We start from the raw sequence: 19,050 nt of genomic DNA on the forward strand, positions 1-19,050 counted from the left end.
CCAACTTGCCGTGGAAGCTGTTCCCTGTAATCTGGCCGAAACATAAGGGAAGAGATCGATGGGGGGAGTTCTGGAGGGCGTGCGCGTCCTCGATTTCGGGCGCTATATCGCGGGGCCGTATTGCGCGACATTGCTGGCCGAATTCGGCGCCGAGGTCATTCGCGTGGAGAAGCGCGGCGGCAGCGAGGATCGCTTCGTAGCGCCGGTCGGCGAGGGCGGCGAAGGCGCGCTGTTTCTGCAGGTCAACCGCAACAAGAAGTGCGTCACGCTCGATCCGATGAAGCCGGCGGGACAGGAGGTGATGCGCCGCCTGGTCGCGACCGCGGACGTCGTCGTCGCCAACCTGCCGCCGCAGACCCTGCGCGCAATGAAGCTCGATTACTGCTCATTGAAGGCGATCAAGCCCGACATCATCCTGACGACGGCGACGGCGTTCGGCGGGCCGGGGCCCTGGTCCGACCGCGTCGGCTTCGACGGTGTCGGGCAGGTCATGTCGGGTTCGGTGTACATGACAGGCGAAGGCGATCCGCCTTACCGGGCCGCGGTGAACTGGGTCGATTTCGGAACTGCGCTGCATTGCGCGTTCGGGACACTTGCCGCGCTGATCGAGCGCGGAAAATCCGGGCGCGGGCAGATCGTCGAGGGCGCGCTGCTTGCCACCGCGCTGTCCTTCACCAATGCCACGCTGATCGAGCAGGCGGTAATCAACGTCAATCGCGTTCCGACCGGAAATCTCGGCCAGACCGCCGCGCCGGCCGACATCTACCGCACCAGGGACGGCTGGGTGCTGTGCCAGGTCACGGGTCATCCGCTATTCAAGCGCTGGGCGAAGCTGATGGGTGAGGAGGAGCAATGGCTCGGCGATCCGCGTTTTGCCGACGACATCAAGCGCGGCGACAACGGTCCCATCATCAGCGCGCGGATGGCGCGCTGGTGCGCCGAGCGCACCACGCAGGAGGCTGTCGATACGCTGGGACGTGCGATGATTCCGGCCGGGCCTGTCCTGAGCCCGCAACAGGCGCTGGATCATCCGCACATTCGCGCCGCCGGCTTCATGCAGGACGTCGATTATCCGGGCTTGCCGAAACGCGCGCCGGTCGCACGCGCCGCCGTCCGGCTGTCGGAAACGCCGGGTGAGATCGCGACGCGTCCGCCGACGCTCGGCGAGCATACCGACCTTGTCCTGGCCGAACTCGGCTACGACGCGGCAGCGATTGCAGCGCTTCGGCAAGACGGCATCATTTAGCGGATATGTATCGGGCCACGCCGTCACTCCGCGCTGCGCTTCCAGGCGCCGGTGCCCAGCTTGCCCGTGATCACCGCCAGCGTGTCGCGGATCTCGTATGCGCCAGCATCGCTATAGCCCGAGAGGCCTCTGAGGGCATGCAGGGTCCAGCGGCCATTCGCGGCCGTCATCATGCCTTCGTGCGGACGAGCCGAGCGCTGTGGCTCGGCGTGGAATTTGTAGGTGCCGTCACCCATGATCTGCCAGATCCATCGCGACTGTCCTCGGCCGCTCGGCACCATGATCTCCCAGGTGCCGACCAACGCAGGATCGATCATCGATGATGTCGGCGCGGGTGCAGGGGTGACCACGGCCGGACGCGCGGTGACAGGCTCGGCTCCCTCGGCGCCGCCCGATGGCCGGCCGGCGAGATAAATCGCCTTGCGCGACAGCGAGCCGTAGACGAAGGGCTGCTGCTCGTTGCGGGTCGCTTCCATCACGTCGTCGCGCACGTTACGGAACATGAATGTAACCTCGACGCCAGGCGTCTCGATGTTGTGCAGGAGCGCAGCCGCAAACGGGCTGTTGCGCGCGTCACCGTCAAGCGCCGTGGTGCCGTCCCGTGCGGCATAAGCGACGAGTACGTTACCGACGGGCTCGATGCGGCCGAGCCCGCCGCTCGGGGCCGCCCGCGTGGCGAGCGAGCGGTTCATCTTGACGGCAAATGGATTGTTGCGACAGGCGTCGAGGATGACGAGGCCAAGGCTCGCGGTGTTGGAAACCTGCAACATCACGCTCTGCAGGCTGATGGCTTCGTTTGCCGCATCCGTGTCCCGCTTCAGTTCAGTGTCGATCGGGATCAACCAGTTTTCGCCATTGATCTCCATGCCATGGCCTGCGAAGTACACAGTCGCCATGTCGGCACCAGCGGCCTCGCGACCGAATGCGATCAGGCCGCGACGCATCTCATCGAAGCTGGCGTTGGTGATCAGGGAGACCGAGAAGCCGAGCCGCTTCAGCGCCGCAGCGATGTCGCCGGCGTCGTTTGGCGGATTGAGCAGCGTGGGCACGTTCCTGTAGGCACCGTTGCCTATCACCAGCGCGACCCGCTTGCCCTCCGCCGCGGCGCCGGTCGGCAGCAGACCTGCAAACGCGGTTGCAAGGGTCAATCCCGAAACAAACTCGCGCCGGTTCATCTGGATCTCGCTTGCTTGAACGAGATGCATCGTACAGCAACCGATCCGGAGCAGCCACGGGTCGATTCCCGCCAGAATTCGGGATGCCCGTTGATTCTATTCAGGTTCATGCCGGATTTTGATTCCGCCATCTGGAGGTTCGATCCCTCCCGCCCCAGCCGGCCGATCCGTCCACTCCGAGCTCGCTGACGAAACCCAGGGTGGAGTGCTGCTGCGCAGCTCTGCGACCCAATGCTGCTCATCCGAGAAGTTACTTGGCTCTTTGCGAGAATTGTGACCAAGATCGCGCTTCGGTAGCGGGTCTTCAACATGACCGACCACAATACCCACTCTGCCCTTGTCACGACAGAAAACCCGGCGCTGTCTGAATTGAAATTGTCCTGGAGGACAGTTGAATTCACCGCCGAAGATGGTGTTGGACCATTGGCGTCGCTGCACGAGGCCGGGGATGCGCTAGTGGCCGTCGCAAGGATGGAGGAGGAAGGGCTCACCATCCTGGGCAGCGGTGTGATGGTCGGGCCAGGGTTGCTTTTGACTGCGACCCACGTTCTTGACGAGTTTTCGCAGGAGAAGGCTGGTCCTGTCTTTCTCACGTTTCTACCTGGCGCAAGTCGCGCATGGCTTCCGCAGGACGCAGCAACAATCTCAGCCGAAAGCGAATTCGACGAGACGCGAAAAGTTGTCTCAGACCTGTCATTGGTGAGCTGCACATTGAATTCTGCCGCGCATGAGGAGTTCCCACTGATGCTCGCTCCCATGCAGGTCGCGCTGCCACTAATTGGCGAGCGGCTCTGGGCTATTGGATTTAGGCATCAAGATATTAAAGATTGCGCGGCGCGTGTAACGCCGATGATATCATCAGGCTTGGTAACCGCGGCTTTTCCGCACGGCCGCGGTGAACGCATGGCTTCGCCTTGCTTCGAGGTGAACATGGATACTGTCGGAGGGATGAGTGGTGGTGCCGTGGTCAATTCCGATGGGTATCTTGTCGGGATAGTGTCCTCCTCTTTCGAAGGCGGGCCTTCGTACGTGACCTTGATTTGGGAGGCCATCCGCCTCGGCGTCAAAGGTACAGTACCGAAGTTGGCGACCCAAGAGAGCGTAAGCCTCCTGAGTGCCAAGGCGTTGGGGCTAGTGAAACTCAAAGGGAAAGTTGACAGCCGCCCGTTTGCAGTCACCTTCACATTCTCTGATGAAGAGTCAAAGCTCTTCGCCGATTCCATCCCGCCCCCGGTAGCTGGGGCCGATCGAAAGCCCGGGTTGAGCGCTGAGCAACTAGAGGCATTCATCGACGAGTGGGGCGGCTTCATGGAGGAAATGGCCGGCGATGCCGCCATCGACGCCCTCGAGGCTCTTTCGCTTTCCAAAATGAGGGAATTCTTGGAGATATCGAGAATACCCGCGAATTGTCTCGAGGCCATCCACGGCTTTTCCGTTGAAGACTTCGAGGGCGTCGAGGATTTCAGCATAACCTCAACCGCGGTCACAGGCGATGTGCAGCTGAGCATCGCGTACTACTTCGAACTCCCAACGCTGATTTGGACAGTCGAGGTCGACGATGATTTGTATCAGGTGAATAAAGATGATTTCCTAAAGCACTTCTTCAATGCCGAGACCGAAGACGGCGTCGTGACGATGGAGGTCGCTCAACGCGGCTACTTTGAAGGCACCATGATGTTTGATCGGGACCAAGAGCAGTTTATCGATGTCTCGATTATCTCAAGTGCAATTAGGCGTCCTCCGTTAGTCGTTCCCGATCGCTAGCTGCTTCGCGAGGGCTTTCATCTGGAAAGCGGCTGCCGGGTACGCAAGCGTTAACATCAAGGCCGCCTTCTTATCGAGATGGACGCCGCCATTCCGGAACCGCCCATTCAGAGCGAGCTGCCGCCGCAGATCACGAGCTGCTGGCCGGTGATGGCGGCGGCTTCCGCCGAGAGCAGGAATGCGACTGCGCCCGCGACTTCCTCCGGACGAATGAAGCGGCCGATCGGCGGCAGTTTTGGCGCGACATCGGCGCGCGTCGGGTCCTTCAGCATCGGCGTCTCGGTGGCGGCCGGCGCGACGACATTGACGGTGATGCCTTTCGGCGCGAGCTCCATTGCCCAGGATCGGGCGAGGGCGACCAGCGCCGCTTTCGTCGCGGCATATTGCCCGCGGCCGGCCGCGCCCGATGCGGTGCGGCTGCCGATCAGCACGATGCGCCCGCCTTCGGGCAGGCGAGGCGCGAGCGCGTTGGCGAGGCGCTCGGCGACATCGACATGCAGCCGCCACATCGCGGCGCCGTCGTCGTGGTTGAGCGCTCCGAGCGGACCGACCTTGAGCAGGCCGGCTGCATGAACAAGCGCGGTCGGCTCCAAGGCCGCTACGGCGCCCGCAATGGTGTCGACGTCGCTCAAGTCGAGCGACAGGTGATCAAAGGCGGGATGGTCGAACGGCGCAGGACGGCGGCTGACGCCGGTCACGCGCCAGCCGTCGCGCAGGAGGCGCGTGGCGACCGCCGCGCCGATCCCAGAACTGGCGCCCGTGACGAGCGCGTGGGGCTTCCTTTCCATGATCTAGCCTCCGCGCGTCACCCATGTCTCGGTCACGCGCACATACTTGATCGCGCGGCGATGGAAGGTAAAGGCGAGGTGAAGCGCGCCATCCGCGCTCTGCTTGACGGAGGGGTAGGACAATTCGCGGTTGGTCTGGTCGCGGGAATTGTTGGTCATGCAATAGCCGTCGCCGGTCTCGACATCGCGCTTCGTCCAGCTTCGTCCGCTGTCGGTGGAGACGGCGAGCGTCATCGGCGCCCGTGGCGCGCCCCAGAACGCGGTACGTCCGTCCGCCGCGTTGCCGTCGCCGGCGATCACCGGCGGAAGGTCGTCCTCGATCTCGTCATAGAGTGACAGGCGGCGCTCGGTCGCGGCAGCCGCGCTGCTGTCGTTGAAGACCAGCGCGAGATGACCGTTGGCAAGGCGCGTGAACTGGATTGAGGAATTGTTGTTCGGAAGCGCCGTCGCAACCGGCGCCGACCAGGTGCGGCCGTGATCGGTGGAGCGGCTCTCGTAGATGTTGTCAGCCCAGCGGCTGCGAAACAGCGCGAGCAGCGAGCCGTCGTCGAGGCGCGCAATGCACATATGGACGCAGCCGCGGCTTCCCGGGACGTCCACATCGCGCCAGGTCGCGCCGGCATCGGAGGAAATCTTCACCGCGCTGGTGTCCTCGTCGCCGTTCCATTTCCGTCCCGGCGTGCTGTGGCAATAGAAGACCGGCAGCAGCCAGTCGCCATTGTCGAGCACGACGATCGGCTGCCGGATGAAGGTGCCGCGGCCGCGCTGCTCGGGAAACAGCGTCTCGATCGGGCCCCAGCTACGGCCGTGATCGCGGGAGATGCGGCGGCGGATCAGGGCGGTGTCCTGGTTGCCCGCAAGCTGCGCCGTCCATATCAGCCAGAGCGTGCCGTCCGGGGCAGGGAACAGCACCGGGTTCTGCTCGGATCGGGCGGAATCGTCGGACAGCTTTTCGGCCGGCGACCATTGCGTCGCGCCGCGGGCAAGGCGCGAGAAATAGACCGAGATGTCCGACATGCCCTCCTGCGTGCCGCCGAACCAGACGCAGGCGAGATCGCCGTCGGCGAGCGGCATCAAATTGGCCGCGTGATTCTGTACGCAGGGCGAGGGAATGAAGGCGTCGAACCGGTCGGGATCGCCGGCGGCCTGGCGAACGATGCCGTCGGCCGCAGTCTCGCGTTCCATGATCATGTTGAGGTCCTTTCCATCAATGCATCGTGTTGCGCCGTCTGGGCCGAGGCGAGGCTGGCGGGTGGGCGGCCCAGCACGAGGCGCTCGACCGCCATCACGACCAGCGGCGTCATGGCCGCGACATACATGTTGTCGATGCCGAAGGGATTTCCGAGCACGTACCAGGCCGTCGTCGAGATCGCGGCGCCGATCAGGCCGGCCGTGGCGCCGCGATTGCTCGCGAACAGCGGCAGATAGAAGCCCATCATCGCGACGATGGTGATCGACAGGCGCAGCGCGCGCGTGAAGAACGACAGCTTGAGGATCTCGGGAACGAAGAAGACGAAGACCAGCGGCACGATGCCGATCACGACCGAGAACACGCGGGTCATCTTCAATTCGCGCTCCGGGGTCGGCTTCCAATAGGGGACGTAGAAATCGCGGACCACCAGCGAGGCAATCGCCAGCGCAACCGTGCAGACGCTGACGAAGATCGAGGCGACCAGCGAGGTCGTCACGAAGGCGGAGGCCAGCGGCGGCATCTTCTCCAGGAACACCGGCAGCGCGTAGAGGCTGTTCATGTCGGGATAGAGGAATTTTGCTGCGACGCCGATCAGGGCGAGGAGGAAGCCGAGCGGGAGGCAGAACGCCGCGGCATAGAGGGTCGCCTTGCGGGCATCATCCGCGCTCGGCGTCGAGGAGATCGCCTGCACGATGAACTGCGTCGAGAAGATCGCGCCGACGGTGCCGAAGGTCCAGGCGAAGATGGTCGCAAAGCCGATCTTGCCGTCCCAGCTGAAGTAATAGGCGGGCAGCTTGGCCTGGATCGGTGCCACGCCGCCAGTCAGCGACATCGCGACCGAGAAGATGATGACGATGCCGACGACCTTGAAGGCGCTGTGCAGGATCGTCACCCAGGCGACGCCCTTCAGTCCGCCGAAGACGTAATAGAAGGTGCTGACCACGGCGATGATGCACATCGCGACCGGCAGGCTGACATGCAGCGCTGTGGCGATCGCAGCCGCGCCGCTGACATAATTGCCGACATTCACGAGCAAGAGCGCGTAGATCATGATCACCGACACCGTGAGCATGGTCGACTTGCCGTATTTCTGCGCGATCGCGGCCGAGATGGTGTATTCGCCGGAATTGTAGAGCTTCTTCACCATCAGGAGGCCGAACAGCAGAAAGCCGATCGAGGCGCCGAGCACGGCCCACCCTGCAGCCATGCCGGACTGGAACGCCTCCTGCGCCGTGCCGACGGTCGACTTGGCGCCGACGAATTCGGACATCATCAGCACGCCGACGACGATCGCCGGCATGGCGCGCGCGCCGGTCATGAACTGGTCGCTGGTCGTGCTGCGCAGCTTGAGCGTGAGCCAGGACGTGAAGGCGATGTAGGCCACGATCATCGTGACGATGAGCGTGCTCTCTCCATTGAGGATGGCTTGCATCGGCGGTGTTTCCTCTGGTGACGCGGACGCGGTGTTGTGAGGCCCGCTTTGCCCGGTTGTCGCTCGATCATGTTTGATCGGAATGCGAACAATTGTTGTCAAATGGCATTGGACGCCTATGGACGCCCTGCGTCAAGCGCACGCGCCGAGGCGGCGGCAAGGCGCGCCCCGTCGGGCGATCATTGCCGCAGCAGGTTCAACGGGTTGCAGGCTTTACGGTCGTTTTGGCTGATTTGTCTGCTGCGCGTCGCGCGGCGGCGCAGACATTATCCGGAACGGCGGCTCGGAACCCATCTCCGCGCAAACGGGTTCCGAGTTTGTCGCAACGAAAACCGCTGCACACTTTTCCGGACATGCTCTAATTCGCCGACAGCGCGGTCTTGGCGACCTCGGCCATCCAGCCGGATGCGACCGGCAAAATCGCGTCGTTGAAGTCGTAGCGCGGGCCGTGCAGCTCCGCGCCGTCGCGTAAAGGCCCGTTGCCGATCCAGACGAAGGCGCCGGGCCGGTGCTGGAGGTAGAAGGCAAAGTCCTCGCCGGCCATGCTGGGCGGAAGGCCGGTCCTGAGCTGCGCCTGCACCTTGTCCGCGGCGATGCACGCAAGGCCCGCTTCCGCCGGTGTGTTGATCACGGTGCCGACGCCCATGACGATCTCGGGCGTCACCCTGACGCCAAAGCTCGTCGCGATGCCGGCGCAGATCTCGTCGATCCGCGCGACGATGGTGTTTTTCACCGCCTCGCGATGAAACCGCAGCGTGCCGCCGATCACGACGCGCCCGGCGATCTGGTTGCGCGCCGTGCCGCCTTCGAGCGTGCACAGCGAGAGCACGGCGGTGTCGAGCGGATCGACGCTGCGCGAAACGATCGACTGCATCGCCACGATCAGGTGGCCCGCGGCCATCACCGGATCGCGTGTCAGATGCGGCATGCCCGCGTGCCCCGCATGGCCTTCGATCGTGATGCTGACGCGTCCGCCGGAGGCCATGACGACGCCGTCATGGACTGCGATCGTGCCCGCTTCGAGGCCCGGCCAGTTGTGAAAGCCGAACACCTGCGTCATCGGGAATCGGTCGAACAGGCCGGCCCCGACCATCGCGCGCGCGCCGCCGAAGCCTTCCTCGGCCGGCTGGAAGATGAAATCGACGGTGCCGCTCCAGTCGGTGTCCGCCGCCAGCAGCGCCGCCGCGCCGAGCAGAGAGGCCGTGTGCCCGTCATGGCCGCAGGCATGCATCACGCCGCGATTGCGCGAGGCGTAAGGCAGCCCGGTATCCTCGGTGATCGGCAGCGCGTCCATGTCGGCGCGCAGACCGACGCGGCCCTCAGCCGACCCGCGCGTCAGCGTCGCAACGATTCCGAGGCCGCCAATGCCGGCCTCGAAGGGAATGCCGAGCTCGGTGAGTTTCTCCTGCACGAAAGCAGCAGTCGCCTTCTCCTGCAGGGACAGCTCCGGGTTGGCATGCAGGTGCTGGCGCCACGCGGTCAGTTTCTGGTGAAGCTCGGGTGTCAAGGCTTTTGGTCTTTCGGATGGTGTCGGCGTTCGACACCATAGCGGATTATCCGGCCGCTGCATCCTGCGCCGGCGTATGCCTCGCGTGCAGCAGAAAGCGTTGCCTACGCCGAAAGCTTCGCCAGCCCCTTCCAGTCGAAGCTGATGCCGTGGCCCGCCCGCCTGGGTGCCACCGCCTTGCCGTCCTCGAGCACCAGCGGATGCTCGATATATTTGTCGAGCCCGAAGCCGTGCGCCTCCAGATACGAGCGGTTCGGGCAGGCCGCGAGCAGGTGCACGGTGATGTCGTGCGCGCCGTGGCTGGTGACGGGAAGATTGAAGGCCTCCGCGAGCCGCGCGATCTTCATGAAGGCGGAGACGCCGCCGCAATTGGTCACATCGGGCTCGGGATAGGACACCGCGCCGGCCGCGATGTAGTTCTTGAACTCCCAGAGCGAGCGCAAATTCTCGCCGGCGGCGATCGGAACGCCGCCGGTCTGCATGATGCGGACATGGCCGGCGATATCGTCCGGCATGATCGGCTCCTCGAGCCAGGTGAGGTCGAAGGGTTGAAGCGCGCGGGCGGCGCGGATGGCTTCCTCGACCGTCCACTTCATGTTGGCGTCCGCCATCAGCGGAAAGCCGTCGCCGAGATGCTCGCGCATCGCAGAGACCCGCGCGACGTCGGATTTGAGATCGGGCCGGCCGACCTTCATCTTGATGGCGCGAAAACCCTTGGCGAGATTGCCGTCGGTCTGCTTGAGCAGATCATCGACGGAAAGATCGAGGTCGATGCCGCCGGCGTAACAGGGCACGTGGTCATCGAAGCCGCCGAGCAGCCGGAACAGCGGCAGCTCCGCGCGCCGCGCCTTCAGGTCCCACAGTGCGATATCGAATGCCGACAGCGCCAGCACGGTCGGCCCGCCGCGCCCGCCATAATGCAGGCCCCACCAGACGTCATGCCAGAGCGCCTCGGTGTCGTCGGCCTCGCGGCGCTCGATCAGTTCGGAGATCTCGCGGCTGAGGATGTCGGCGACGGCCCCGCCGTTCCGGCCAACGGTGTAGGTGTAGCCGACGCCTTCGGCGCCATCGGCATCGCGGATGCGGCAGGTGATCAGCTCGAACGCCGCGATCCTGCCATGCGTGCTGTCGGAGAGGGTGACGGGGAGGGGGATCCGGTAGAGTCCGGTCTCGATCGTTGCCATGCGCATAATGCGTCCTCCCAAGCTTTTCTTGGCAGGCTAGGCCGGTGTGCGCTGACCGGCAACTGCGAGCAGCGCAAGGCAGCTCACCGCATCGTCGCAAGCTGCAGTGCCAGCGCGCAGGCGCGGTCGTATTCGCCAAGGTTGATCCATTCGTCGATGGTGTGCGCCTCGTTCTGCCCGGCGCCGAAGGTCACGGTCGGAACGCCGTGGCGGACCATCCAGTTCGCATCCAGGCCGCCATTGGCGGCGCGGATGTTCGGCGCCCCGCCGACGGCGGAGACGGCCGCGACCGCGCGTTTGACCACGGGAAGGCTCTCCTTCATCCGGAACGGATGATATTCGGTCTCGGCCTTGAACTTGACGCGGCCGGACTTTCCTTCGCTGTTCTTGACGCGCTTTGCCGCCTTCTCGAACGCCGCCTTGTAGGCCTTGGTGATCTCCTTGAAGAACTTTGCATCGTGGCTGCGGCTTTCGCCGCGCACATGCACATAGTCCGTGACGACGTTGGTGGCATCGCCCGCGGGGCGGCCCTCGCCGCCGGTGACGGGGCCGACATTGCTGGTGCCCTGGCGCTTGCCCTTCACCACCTTGCCGAACCAGCCGCCGGCCTTGAGGTCGGCGAGCGCCAGCGCAAGGATCATGGTCGAAGAGATGCCGCGCTCAGGCGCGACGCCGGCATGCGAGGCGCGCCCGAAGATCTCGACATGCCAGCGATCCGCGCCGACCGCGCCGATGGTGACGTTGGAGGCCGAGCCGCCGTCATAGTTGAAGGCCATCACCGGCGAGCCGAGCTCTTCCAGCTTGACGTGGCGCGCGCCATGCAGCCCGCTCTCCTCGCGCACGCAGAACAGCAGCGTGATCGGCGGATGATCGAGCTTCTGCTTTTCAAGCTCGGCGGCGAGCGTCACCAGCACGCCGCAGCCGCAGCGGTTGTCGCCGCCGAGCGCTGTCTTGACCGTGTTGACGATCTTGCGCCCCGAAACCTTCGGCTTGGCGCCGGCGCACAGCGGCACGGTGTCCATGTGGGTCATGAACATGATGCGCGGCTGGTTGTGCAGCGCGCCGCGGCCGGGCAGATCGACGATGAGGTTGCCGGTCTCGGTCGGCAGCGGAATGCGCGTATTGGCGTCGTCGAGGCGGATCGCACCCGCCGGCACGCCGGCCTCTCTCAGCGCCGCGGTAAGCTCGCGCCCGATCGCGGCTTCCTGTCCAGTCACGCCCTCCACAGACAGGAAGCGCATGAGGCGGTCGGTGGCAGCTTGCGTCTCGACAGGCATGATTTATTTCCTTGAATGCTTGGTACGCGTCAGCATCTCCCGCGGCGCCTGATTTCGCAAGACGCCTCAGACTGACCGCGTATAGGCCAGGAAGATCAGCGAGCCCAACAGCAGCGCCGCGGCCATGAACAGCAGCACCGCCGGCAGCCCCGCGAGCGCCGCCACTGCGCCGGTGGTCGACTGCATCAGGGCGACACCGAGGAAGAAGGCCAGGTTGATCGCGGCGAGCGCCTTGCCGGCGACCTGCGCGTCGACCAGTTGCCGCGACATGCCGAACAGCAGCGGCTGGGCGGAAGTCGCAAGGCCAATCAGCACGAACAGCACCAGGTCGTATTGCGGCGGCATCACGGGCACCCCCAGTAGCAACGAGACCGCGTAGTTCGGCGCGCCGAGCGCCATCAGCGCCAGCAGCAGCGCCCCGGTCAGATGCGCGCCGGCCACGAGTTCGCGGCGGCCGACCTTGCGATCGATCATGCCGATGAGAAGCGGGCCGATGATCATCGCGATCGTGAACGCGCCGAGCTGGTTGCCGGCCTCGACCCGCGTCAATCCCTTGACCTGCATCAGCCACGGTCCGCCCCACAGGCCGCGCAGCACCAGCGAGGTCGCAAGCGACACCAGCGCCAGCGCGATCAATCCGCGTAGCGGACGCGAGAAGCCGAGCCGAAGCACCTCGATCATCTGCGACAGCGGCGAGGAATCGTCCTTGTGCTCGGCCGGCTGGTTCGGCACCAGCGCGAATACCGCGAACGCCACCGCGACGCCGGCGACCGCCGAAATCCAGAACCCGGCGCGCCAGCCGTAATGGTCGACCACGAAGGCGAGCGGGCTCGACGACAGCAGCATGCCGATATTGCCGATCGAGAGGATCGCGCCCGACCACAGACCGAACCGCGCCGCCGACAATTGCTTGGCAGCGAGCGTCATCGGGCACATCAGCATGCCGGAGGTGGCGACGCCGAGCAGCACTTGCCCGGCCGCAAAGCTCTCGGGCCCCGTCGCGAAGCCGGAGACGATGGCGCCGACCACGGTTCCCGCGAGCAGGCTGAGCGACACCGGCCGCACGCCAAAGCGATCCATCGCCGCGCCGACCGGGATCTGCGCCGCGGCAAAGGCGAACGGATAGACCGAGGTGAGGCTCGCCAGCGCCTGCGGCTCGATGCGGAAATCCGCCGCCATCAGGTCGAGGCTGACCGCCGGAATGGTGCGCAGCAATGTCGAGAGCATGTGCCCGCAGGCGAGCGCAAGCAGCGCAAAAATCAGCGCGCGGGTGCCATCTCCCGCTTCATCCGTGGCAACCGCAGTCATGAGCGTTTCGTCCCCGGCAAGGGTTTTGGCTGGGGTTACACGATTGCGGGGAGGGTGCCAACGGCGGGAGGGGCAGGTCTCTTATTCCGGATTGTCGTTTTCCAGACTTTCGGTGCGGCCCGGATCTGCAATGCCGTCACCGCGTGATGCCTGCTCTTTGGTCCGAACGCCAGGCATTGGTCTGCCGGCGACAGATCGCACGGCAATCACGACGGCGCTTTTGCCCCAAGATCATTGAGCCTGCTTCAGGTAAGCTTCGACCGCCGACAAGTCCTGCAGCGCAGGGAACGACATGAGCGCCTGAGCCGGACTGCACCACGGGTAGGGCAGGGAAGATAGCCAACGCATCACGCCATCAAGTTCGGCGCCCGACAAGATTTTCATCACCTCTATGGTGATGACAAGCCTCACCACTTTTCCGTCGTCATTGAAGTGCCAGTCGTAACGTCCGCATCCAACTCGCAACGGCCGACCGGTGACCCTGGCGGACATCCCTACCAGCCAATGGCACTGAAAGCGCGCCCGGTCGGTCTCGGAGGGTTGGGATAGGCAGAACGTATAGATGTTCTCGTATTCGACACTGAAGCGACGCACCAAGATGTCTTCCACGGCGTTCAAGCCGATAGCCGTGTCGGGAAATGAAATGGCGTCGGTCTTGACCACCATCTCCAGTGCGATGTCTTCAGAGAACACCCGCCTCATCAAGAACGGGCGGTTGCCGTCCTTGGCGAAAATATAAGTACTTACCGCTTCGGCGGGCAGGGGCATGGTGCCTCAGCTTTGTACACTCTGAAAATTTCCGCAGTGAGCGCAAATAATGCTTGCGTGCACGCACTTCCCAATCACTCGTTCGGATGTCGCAACGCTGTTGATCTGCGTCAACAGCGCTCCCCTCGCGGGACACCCTGATCTTTCAAATCAGACCGTGTGGGAAAACTAGGCAAACAGTGCCCAAAGCCGCGTGCCATATTGGCAACACTCCAGAACAACAATCGACTGGCGCCCTCTCATTTTACCGCTCTTCTATTTGTCGTCAGGGCACGCGTCGGCGGTGCGCTCGTCATGATCCCGCGCATCGGCCACCCAGTCAGCGATACCCTGGGAATGGATCAGCTTCCTTGGCAGGTGCGGATTGAGGGTGCCGGCAAAGACGACCAGCCCTTCCTCCAATCTCGCGCGTGCGAATGCCTTGGCTTCGGTCTCGGTCTCAAATGCTCTGGTTGAGCGCGGGCTGCTCTCCTTCTTCCGCAAGAGACCTCGTTTGCGCACCTCGAACGTAACGTACCAAGTCAACGGCAAAGCAGCATCAAGCGTTGAAGACCGCGACCATGCGAGCTTCGGCGGGCGGCAACACCTTTGACCTGCATCAACGAAAGAGCGCTGATCCCGCGTTCAACACTGCGGCATATTTCCCCGAGCCGAGCGCGAGTATTGGCTCCGTGGCTTGAGGGAGGTCGCCTGCGGGGATTGGCAATTGCGCTATCTCTTCGAGGAGTACGTGTTCGACACAGATCGGCGCGAGCTGCATCGCGGGGCTGATCTCGTTTCCGTTGCGCCGCAGGTCTTCGACATTCTCGATTACTTGATCCGCAACAGGGAGCGCGTCGTCACCAAAGACGACCTCATGAACGCCATTTGGAAGGGACGCATCGTGTCTGAGGCCGCGCTTACGACGCGCCTGAATGCCGCCCGAACCGCGATCGGCGACCGTGGTGAAGCGCAGCGCCTGATCAAAACACTCCCGCGCAAGGGCTTTCGTTTCGTCGGAGCAGTCCGGGAAGCGCAGAAGCCGGATCCCTCGGCGGCCGTCCACGGCCAGCCAGACGCGAGGATCGCCGCCCTCCCATTACCTGACAAGCCCTCGATTGCCGTACTCCCATTCGCCAATCTGAGCTCTGATCCTGAGCAGGACTATTTCGCAGACGGCGTCGTGGAGGATATCACGATGGCGCTGTCGCTCTTTCGCTGGCTGTTTGTGGTCGCACGCAATTCCAGCTTCACTTACAAGGGGCGGCCAGTGGACGTGAAACAGGTAGGCCGCGAGCTCGGCGTGCGGTATGCGCTCGAAGGTAGCGTGCGCAGGGCCGGAAATCGCGTTCGCATTGCGGCTCAGCTGATCGACGCCGAAACGGGAGCGCATCTCTGGGCGGACCGTTTTGAGGGGCCGATCGAGGACATGTTCGATCTGCAGGATCATCTGACGTCAAGCGTGGTGGGTGCAATTGCTCCGAAGCTGCAGCATGAAGAGATCAAGCGGGCGAGGCGCAAACCAACCGAGAATCTGGATGCATACGACTATTACCTGCGTGGGCTGGCAAAGGCTCGCTGGTCCAAGCACGCGAACAACGAAGCGCTGCATCTCTTTTGCAAGGCAATCGAGCTCGACCCTCGTCTCGCCTGTGCCTATGGCATGGCCGCGTGGTGCCATGTTCGACGCAAGGCGCTCGGTGAGACGTACGACCAGCAAAGCGCAGAGGCCATACGATTGGCTCGCAAGGCGGTGGAATTGGGAGCGGACGATCCATTTGCCCTGTCGATGGGAGCTTACGCGCTCGCCTTTTTAGCCCGCGAGTTCGACGATGCCGCGGATTTCGTCGATCGGGCACTGGCTGTCAATCCGAACCTGGCACGCGCCTGGATGCTCAGCGCCTGGTTGAGAATCTGGAGAGGCGAGCCGGACCTCGCACTCGAGCACGCGGCGCATGCCATGCGGCTAAGTCCGCTTGACCCGTCCATGTCCTACACCACGCACGGCGCCATGGCGTATGCCCATTTCCTGGCGGGCCGTTACGATGCCGCGCTGTCATGCGCCGAAAAGGCAATACGCGACAATCCGGCTTTCCTGCTGTCAATCTGCATCCATGCCGCCAGCAATGTACGCGCAGGGCGGATGGAGCCGGCACGCAGAGCCATCGCACAGGCGCTCGAAAACAATCCCGACTTGAATGCTTCCAGCTTGAGAGATTTGACGCCGTTTCGCCGGCCGGAGGACTTCGCGATGTTTGCGCAAGCGCTCCGCGATGCGGGTCTGCGGGACTGAGGTGAGGTCGCTTTTCGCAGCAGCTTTTAGGATGGGTGGAGCAACTTGTCCGCCGAAGCCCAACGGGCGAAGGCGGAAGCGAACCTCATGAATTTGTCCGCGATGATGATGGGTTTGTCGAAGAGCTTAACCCATCCCATGAGCTGCCTCGTCACGGGGCAGGGGCGAGCTATGAATCTGGCCTTTCCGTTCTGTCGAACCGCTTCGGTCGCCGCAAGGGGCCCGGAAGTTTCCTGTTCAGCAGCGAGCCGCATGATGGCTACGGACCCGGAGAAGCAGTCCCCGGAGGTACGGGCTGTTCCGCCAGCTCCCACCGCGCCGCAAGCTCCTTGATCTGCTCGAAATCGAGGATCGACTGCGACAGTTGACCCTTTCGGACGATTATCGCCACATCGCGATCTTGGGGCAGCAACGCCATCGCTCTCGCGACCGCAGAGCGCAGTCTCATCGCTCCGTGGTTGGCCAAGACCACAATCTCCTCCGGGTCTAAGACTGCGGGCATTGTCCGTCCCCATGCTGGCCGCAAGCCAGCAACCAGCCGTTGATGATTTCCCACTTGTCTCGCCCCCTCGCTTGGAATTTCAGGAGCGGCGAGCGCTTGTCCTCTAGTTCGCAAAAAAAGCTCAACGTATCGCGGGCGGTAGCTGCCCCACGATCGATCGACTGAGCCTGAAGCCAGCGCCGCCATTCGCGAATAATCAGCAGCTTGCGTTGGGTTTGATAAGTCGACGCGCGTCTCCGCCCCATGAGGCAGGCCCCCCGAAGGTCTTCAGTTGGTCGCGCTGGCTTTGCTAGAAGGCTCTATTCGAGAGCGTTAGATAGGCATCCAGACGGTACCGGGCATCCGCCGCGCCGATGGCACCATCGAACCCGCGATATGAACGAGAGACCTTAAGGCTTTCTAAATCGGGATATGGCGGCTTCGGTCTTCGCCGTTCGCGCTTCATCCAGCAACGCCGGCATCTGCCTTCGATCTCGTCGCTCTTGGACAGGCCGTGCTTGCGGCATTCCCATACCACTGTGCCGCCCTCGTTGCTCGTCCGCGCAGATGCCCCACGGGCTGTCGATGTCCTCTCCGCAGACAGACGAGCCAGGTTTTGAGCAGTCCGCATCTTCATTGATCTGGATCAAGGTCGAGTGCGCGTCGATCCAAAGGATCGAGCGCGGCTGGCCGGGGCCGTTCCATCCTTAGGGGGAACACATGAAGCGCTCGATGGCGCTCGCTGCCGCGGCTCTTCTGGTCATCGGAACGCGCGCGAGCAATGCCGCCGTGTGGATCACGGACGATCGCGGCGGACAAATCGGGAAGTACATATACAGGTATGAGAAGCTGCGTGCTTCAGGCCAGCGCGTAATCATCGGCGGCTTCTGCGCCTCGGCTTGCACGATTGTTCTGGGGACCATCCCGTCGAGCAGGATTTGCGTGACTCCCAACGCGGAGCTTGCCTTTCACGCGGCATGGGATTTTGGACGCCGCGGCAGGGCCGTTACGAATTTCGGAGCGACCCGAATGGTCTATTCAATGTATCCGGCGCCCATTCGACGCTGGATCGCTCACCGTGGAGGGTTAACACCACGAACACTCTTCCTGCGCGGAAGGCGACTGCAAGCAATGTATCGCTCATGTTCGTCGTGACCACGCGGAGATTTTCGCGCATTCCGTCGACTGGCTCGCGGCCGTGCCTCGAAGCAGAGCAATGCCGCTGCCGGCAGGCTGCTACCGGCTCGTAGGATGGATGGAGCGACGGGAAACCAATCAATTTGTTCGCGACGATGATGGGGTCGCGAAGAGCTCAACCCATCCTGCGATCCACCTTAACGTGGCATCGGCCCCATTTTCGCAACGCGAAATCCACGCTGTATGATATTCTTCGTGAGCAATAGTCGGCGCGGTCCTGAACCTGCGGAGAAGGCAATGCGTCGAGCTAATCGATCGTCATTTGCCGCTAGACCGGATGAGGGAGATGCGACAATGAAAAGAAACACGCTGATCGGTTTAAGTGGTTCGGTGTCGATCGCGGCCCTGGCGGCTGGTGTCGCGATTTCCGCGCAGGACAAGTACACTGTGCAAGTCCCGAACGGGCTCGCGTTCTCCGAGTTCAGGGGATACGAGGACTGGCCGGTGATCGCGCTCAGCGAGAACGAGGGCCTGATCGCTGTAATCGTGGGGAATGCGGCAATGATCGACGCCTACAAGGAAGGCGTGCCCGCAAATGGCAAGCCCTTCCCGGACGGCGCCAGGATGGCGAAGATTCATTGGAGCCCGAAAAAACAGGAGACGTACCCCGGTCAGCCGACCGTGCCGGGCGTCCAGCATGACGTTGATTTCATGGTGAAGGACAGCAAGAGGTTCGCGGACAGCGGCGGATGGGGATGGGCTGCCTTCGCATACGACGCGGCGTCCGATACGTTCAGGCCCTTCACTACTGCAGACAATCCGCCGCAGGAGAACGACGCGAAGTGCGGGTTCGCGTGCCACACGGTGGTGCAAAACCGCGACTACGTTTTCACGGAATACGGAAAGAGGTGAGTATCGGATACCGCGAGCCTTGCGCGGAAGAGCATGCAATCGCGGTTGGGAGTCACATTCGAAAGTCTGGTGGAGTTCCGCATGAAGAAGAGCGATGTAACGTGTTCTCAATGCGGCGCTGGGTTTCGACGGCTCGAACTATCATCGCAGCCCGAGGAGAAAGGCGGGTATCACTGCCCAGCCTGCAATACCTCGCTAGAAGTTTTTGACGGTAGCAAGCTGATCGCCTATCGGCTCACAATCGAGCCTTGCACTACTAGCACTACTTTGGCAGAATCTGTTTGTGCGGCGACTTTTCAAGGAGTTGTTTTCTGCAGTACGGACACCACTGAGCCGGCGGCCGCAGGATGCGATCGACGATGGCGTGTCGTACTGCGGGCATGGTTGGCTGAGGCGGAGGCCCGTTGATTCTTTTTTTTCCGCCCCGCGTGTGCGAGGCGACGGTGTTGCAAGAAGGCGTAGGCAATCATAGTCATCAGGGCGTGACGATGAAGACCTTGCCATGATCGCCCTTCGAAGTGATCAAGTCCAAGCTCCTCTTTCAACTGCTGATGCGCCTGCTCGCAAATCCATCGTGCCTTGATGGTGGCGGCCAGTGTGCGCAGAT

Annotated in this window: 16 protein-coding genes; 5 read left to right on the forward strand and 11 right to left on the reverse strand. The window is 63.2% G+C overall.

The window, feature by feature from the left end; genetic code table 11:
• The first annotated feature begins 58 nt into the window (after nt 1-58).
• Nucleotides 59-1,246: a CaiB/BaiF CoA-transferase family protein gene (locus K289_RS0126810; RefSeq protein WP_027554357.1), complete on the forward strand. Its 1,188-nt coding sequence runs from the start codon at nt 59-61 to the stop codon at nt 1,244-1,246.
• Between the two features lie 23 nt (nt 1,247-1,269).
• Here K289_RS0126810 and K289_RS47835 read toward each other — a convergent pair whose 3' ends face one another.
• Complete coding sequence (locus K289_RS47835; RefSeq protein ID WP_198024775.1) at nt 1,270-2,421, reverse strand: caspase family protein; 1,152 nt, start codon at nt 2,419-2,421, stop codon at nt 1,270-1,272.
• A gap of 309 nt (nt 2,422-2,730) precedes the next feature.
• Between K289_RS47835 and K289_RS0126820 the strand changes: the two genes are divergently transcribed.
• Nucleotides 2,731-4,185 (forward strand): serine protease, encoded by a 1,455-nt coding sequence (locus K289_RS0126820; protein WP_027554358.1) that lies wholly within the window; start codon nt 2,731-2,733, stop codon nt 4,183-4,185.
• Nucleotides 4,186-4,292: 107 nt separating this feature from the next.
• Here the strand turns inward: K289_RS0126820 and K289_RS0126825 are convergent, their stop codons facing one another.
• The 9 genes from K289_RS0126825 to K289_RS0126870 all read right to left on the reverse strand — a co-directional run bounded on the left by K289_RS0126825 (nt 4,293) and on the right by K289_RS0126870 (nt 14,124).
• On the reverse strand, nt 4,293-4,973 hold the full coding sequence (locus K289_RS0126825; RefSeq protein ID WP_027554359.1) for an SDR family NAD(P)-dependent oxidoreductase: 681 nt from the start codon (nt 4,971-4,973) through the stop codon (nt 4,293-4,295).
• A gap of 3 nt (nt 4,974-4,976) precedes the next feature.
• Nucleotides 4,977-6,164, reverse strand: a complete 1,188-nt coding sequence (locus K289_RS0126830; protein ID WP_027554360.1) for an exo-alpha-sialidase — start codon at nt 6,162-6,164, stop codon at nt 4,977-4,979.
• Complete coding sequence (locus K289_RS0126835; protein ID WP_027554361.1) at nt 6,161-7,597, reverse strand: sodium:solute symporter family protein; 1,437 nt, start codon at nt 7,595-7,597, stop codon at nt 6,161-6,163. Before K289_RS0126835 ends, K289_RS0126830 begins: the two co-directional genes overlap by 4 nt.
• A 358-nt stretch (nt 7,598-7,955) precedes the next feature.
• Nucleotides 7,956-9,104, reverse strand: a complete 1,149-nt coding sequence (locus K289_RS0126840) for an amidohydrolase (protein ID WP_027554362.1) — start codon at nt 9,102-9,104, stop codon at nt 7,956-7,958.
• Between the two features lie 104 nt (nt 9,105-9,208).
• Nucleotides 9,209-10,297, reverse strand: a complete 1,089-nt coding sequence (locus K289_RS0126845) for a mandelate racemase/muconate lactonizing enzyme family protein (RefSeq protein WP_027554363.1) — start codon at nt 10,295-10,297, stop codon at nt 9,209-9,211.
• A 74-nt stretch (nt 10,298-10,371) separates the two neighbouring features.
• A complete protein-coding gene (locus K289_RS0126850) occupies nt 10,372-11,565 on the reverse strand; it encodes a M20/M25/M40 family metallo-hydrolase (protein ID WP_027554364.1) in 1,194 nt (397 codons plus the stop codon).
• 66 nt (nt 11,566-11,631) lie between these two features.
• Nucleotides 11,632-12,873 (reverse strand): MFS transporter, encoded by a 1,242-nt coding sequence (locus K289_RS0126855; RefSeq protein WP_027554365.1) that lies wholly within the window; start codon nt 12,871-12,873, stop codon nt 11,632-11,634.
• Between the two features lie 231 nt (nt 12,874-13,104).
• Nucleotides 13,105-13,641 (reverse strand): hypothetical protein, encoded by a 537-nt coding sequence (locus K289_RS0126865; protein ID WP_027554366.1) that lies wholly within the window; start codon nt 13,639-13,641, stop codon nt 13,105-13,107.
• 255 nt (nt 13,642-13,896) lie between these two features.
• Complete coding sequence (locus K289_RS0126870; RefSeq protein ID WP_245284006.1) at nt 13,897-14,124, reverse strand: hypothetical protein; 228 nt, start codon at nt 14,122-14,124, stop codon at nt 13,897-13,899.
• A 223-nt stretch (nt 14,125-14,347) separates the two neighbouring features.
• On the opposite strand from K289_RS0126870, the gene K289_RS0126875 reads away from it, so the two are divergent.
• From K289_RS0126875 to K289_RS0126895, 3 genes are all read left to right on the forward strand, one after another.
• Entirely contained in the window at nt 14,348-15,913 is a 1,566-nt protein-coding gene (locus K289_RS0126875; protein WP_027554368.1) for a winged helix-turn-helix domain-containing protein, read from the forward strand.
• A gap of 1,201 nt (nt 15,914-17,114) precedes the next feature.
• Nucleotides 17,115-17,549: a hypothetical protein gene (locus K289_RS52430; RefSeq protein WP_084788720.1), complete on the forward strand. Its 435-nt coding sequence runs from the start codon at nt 17,115-17,117 to the stop codon at nt 17,547-17,549.
• A 336-nt stretch (nt 17,550-17,885) separates the two neighbouring features.
• Complete coding sequence (locus tag K289_RS0126895) at nt 17,886-18,443, forward strand: cytochrome P460 family protein (RefSeq protein WP_027554371.1); 558 nt, start codon at nt 17,886-17,888, stop codon at nt 18,441-18,443.
• 296 nt (nt 18,444-18,739) lie between these two features.
• Here K289_RS0126895 and K289_RS48960 read toward each other — a convergent pair.
• On the reverse strand, nt 18,740-19,050 hold a 311-nt coding region (locus K289_RS48960; protein WP_156918197.1), incomplete at its 5' end, for a transposase.

Source organism: Bradyrhizobium sp. Cp5.3 (assembly GCF_000426265.1).
Taxonomy (GTDB): domain Bacteria; phylum Pseudomonadota; class Alphaproteobacteria; order Rhizobiales; family Xanthobacteraceae; genus Bradyrhizobium; species Bradyrhizobium neotropicale.

Excerpts from the sequence above, each read along its gene's own strand:
- K289_RS47835 (WP_198024775.1), bottom strand. The coding sequence starts at position 2,421 with ATGAACCGGCGCGAGTTTGTTTCGGGATTGACCCTTGCAACCGCGTTT.
- K289_RS0126895 (WP_027554371.1), top strand. The coding sequence starts at position 17,886 with ATGAAAAGAAACACGCTGATCGGTTTAAGTGGTTCGGTGTCGATCGCG.
- K289_RS0126830 (WP_027554360.1), bottom strand. The coding sequence starts at position 6,164 with ATGATCATGGAACGCGAGACTGCGGCCGACGGCATCGTTCGCCAGGCC.
- K289_RS0126810 (WP_027554357.1), top strand. The coding sequence starts at position 59 with ATGGGGGGAGTTCTGGAGGGCGTGCGCGTCCTCGATTTCGGGCGCTAT.
- K289_RS0126820 (WP_027554358.1), top strand. The coding sequence starts at position 2,731 with ATGACCGACCACAATACCCACTCTGCCCTTGTCACGACAGAAAACCCG.
- K289_RS0126825 (WP_027554359.1), bottom strand. The coding sequence starts at position 4,973 with ATGGAAAGGAAGCCCCACGCGCTCGTCACGGGCGCCAGTTCTGGGATC.
- K289_RS0126855 (WP_027554365.1), bottom strand. The coding sequence starts at position 12,873 with ATGACTGCGGTTGCCACGGATGAAGCGGGAGATGGCACCCGCGCGCTG.
- K289_RS0126835 (WP_027554361.1), bottom strand. The coding sequence starts at position 7,597 with ATGCAAGCCATCCTCAATGGAGAGAGCACGCTCATCGTCACGATGATC.
- K289_RS0126850 (WP_027554364.1), bottom strand. The coding sequence starts at position 11,565 with ATGCCTGTCGAGACGCAAGCTGCCACCGACCGCCTCATGCGCTTCCTG.
- K289_RS0126865 (WP_027554366.1), bottom strand. The coding sequence starts at position 13,641 with ATGCCCCTGCCCGCCGAAGCGGTAAGTACTTATATTTTCGCCAAGGAC.
- K289_RS52430 (WP_084788720.1), top strand. The coding sequence starts at position 17,115 with ATGAAGCGCTCGATGGCGCTCGCTGCCGCGGCTCTTCTGGTCATCGGA.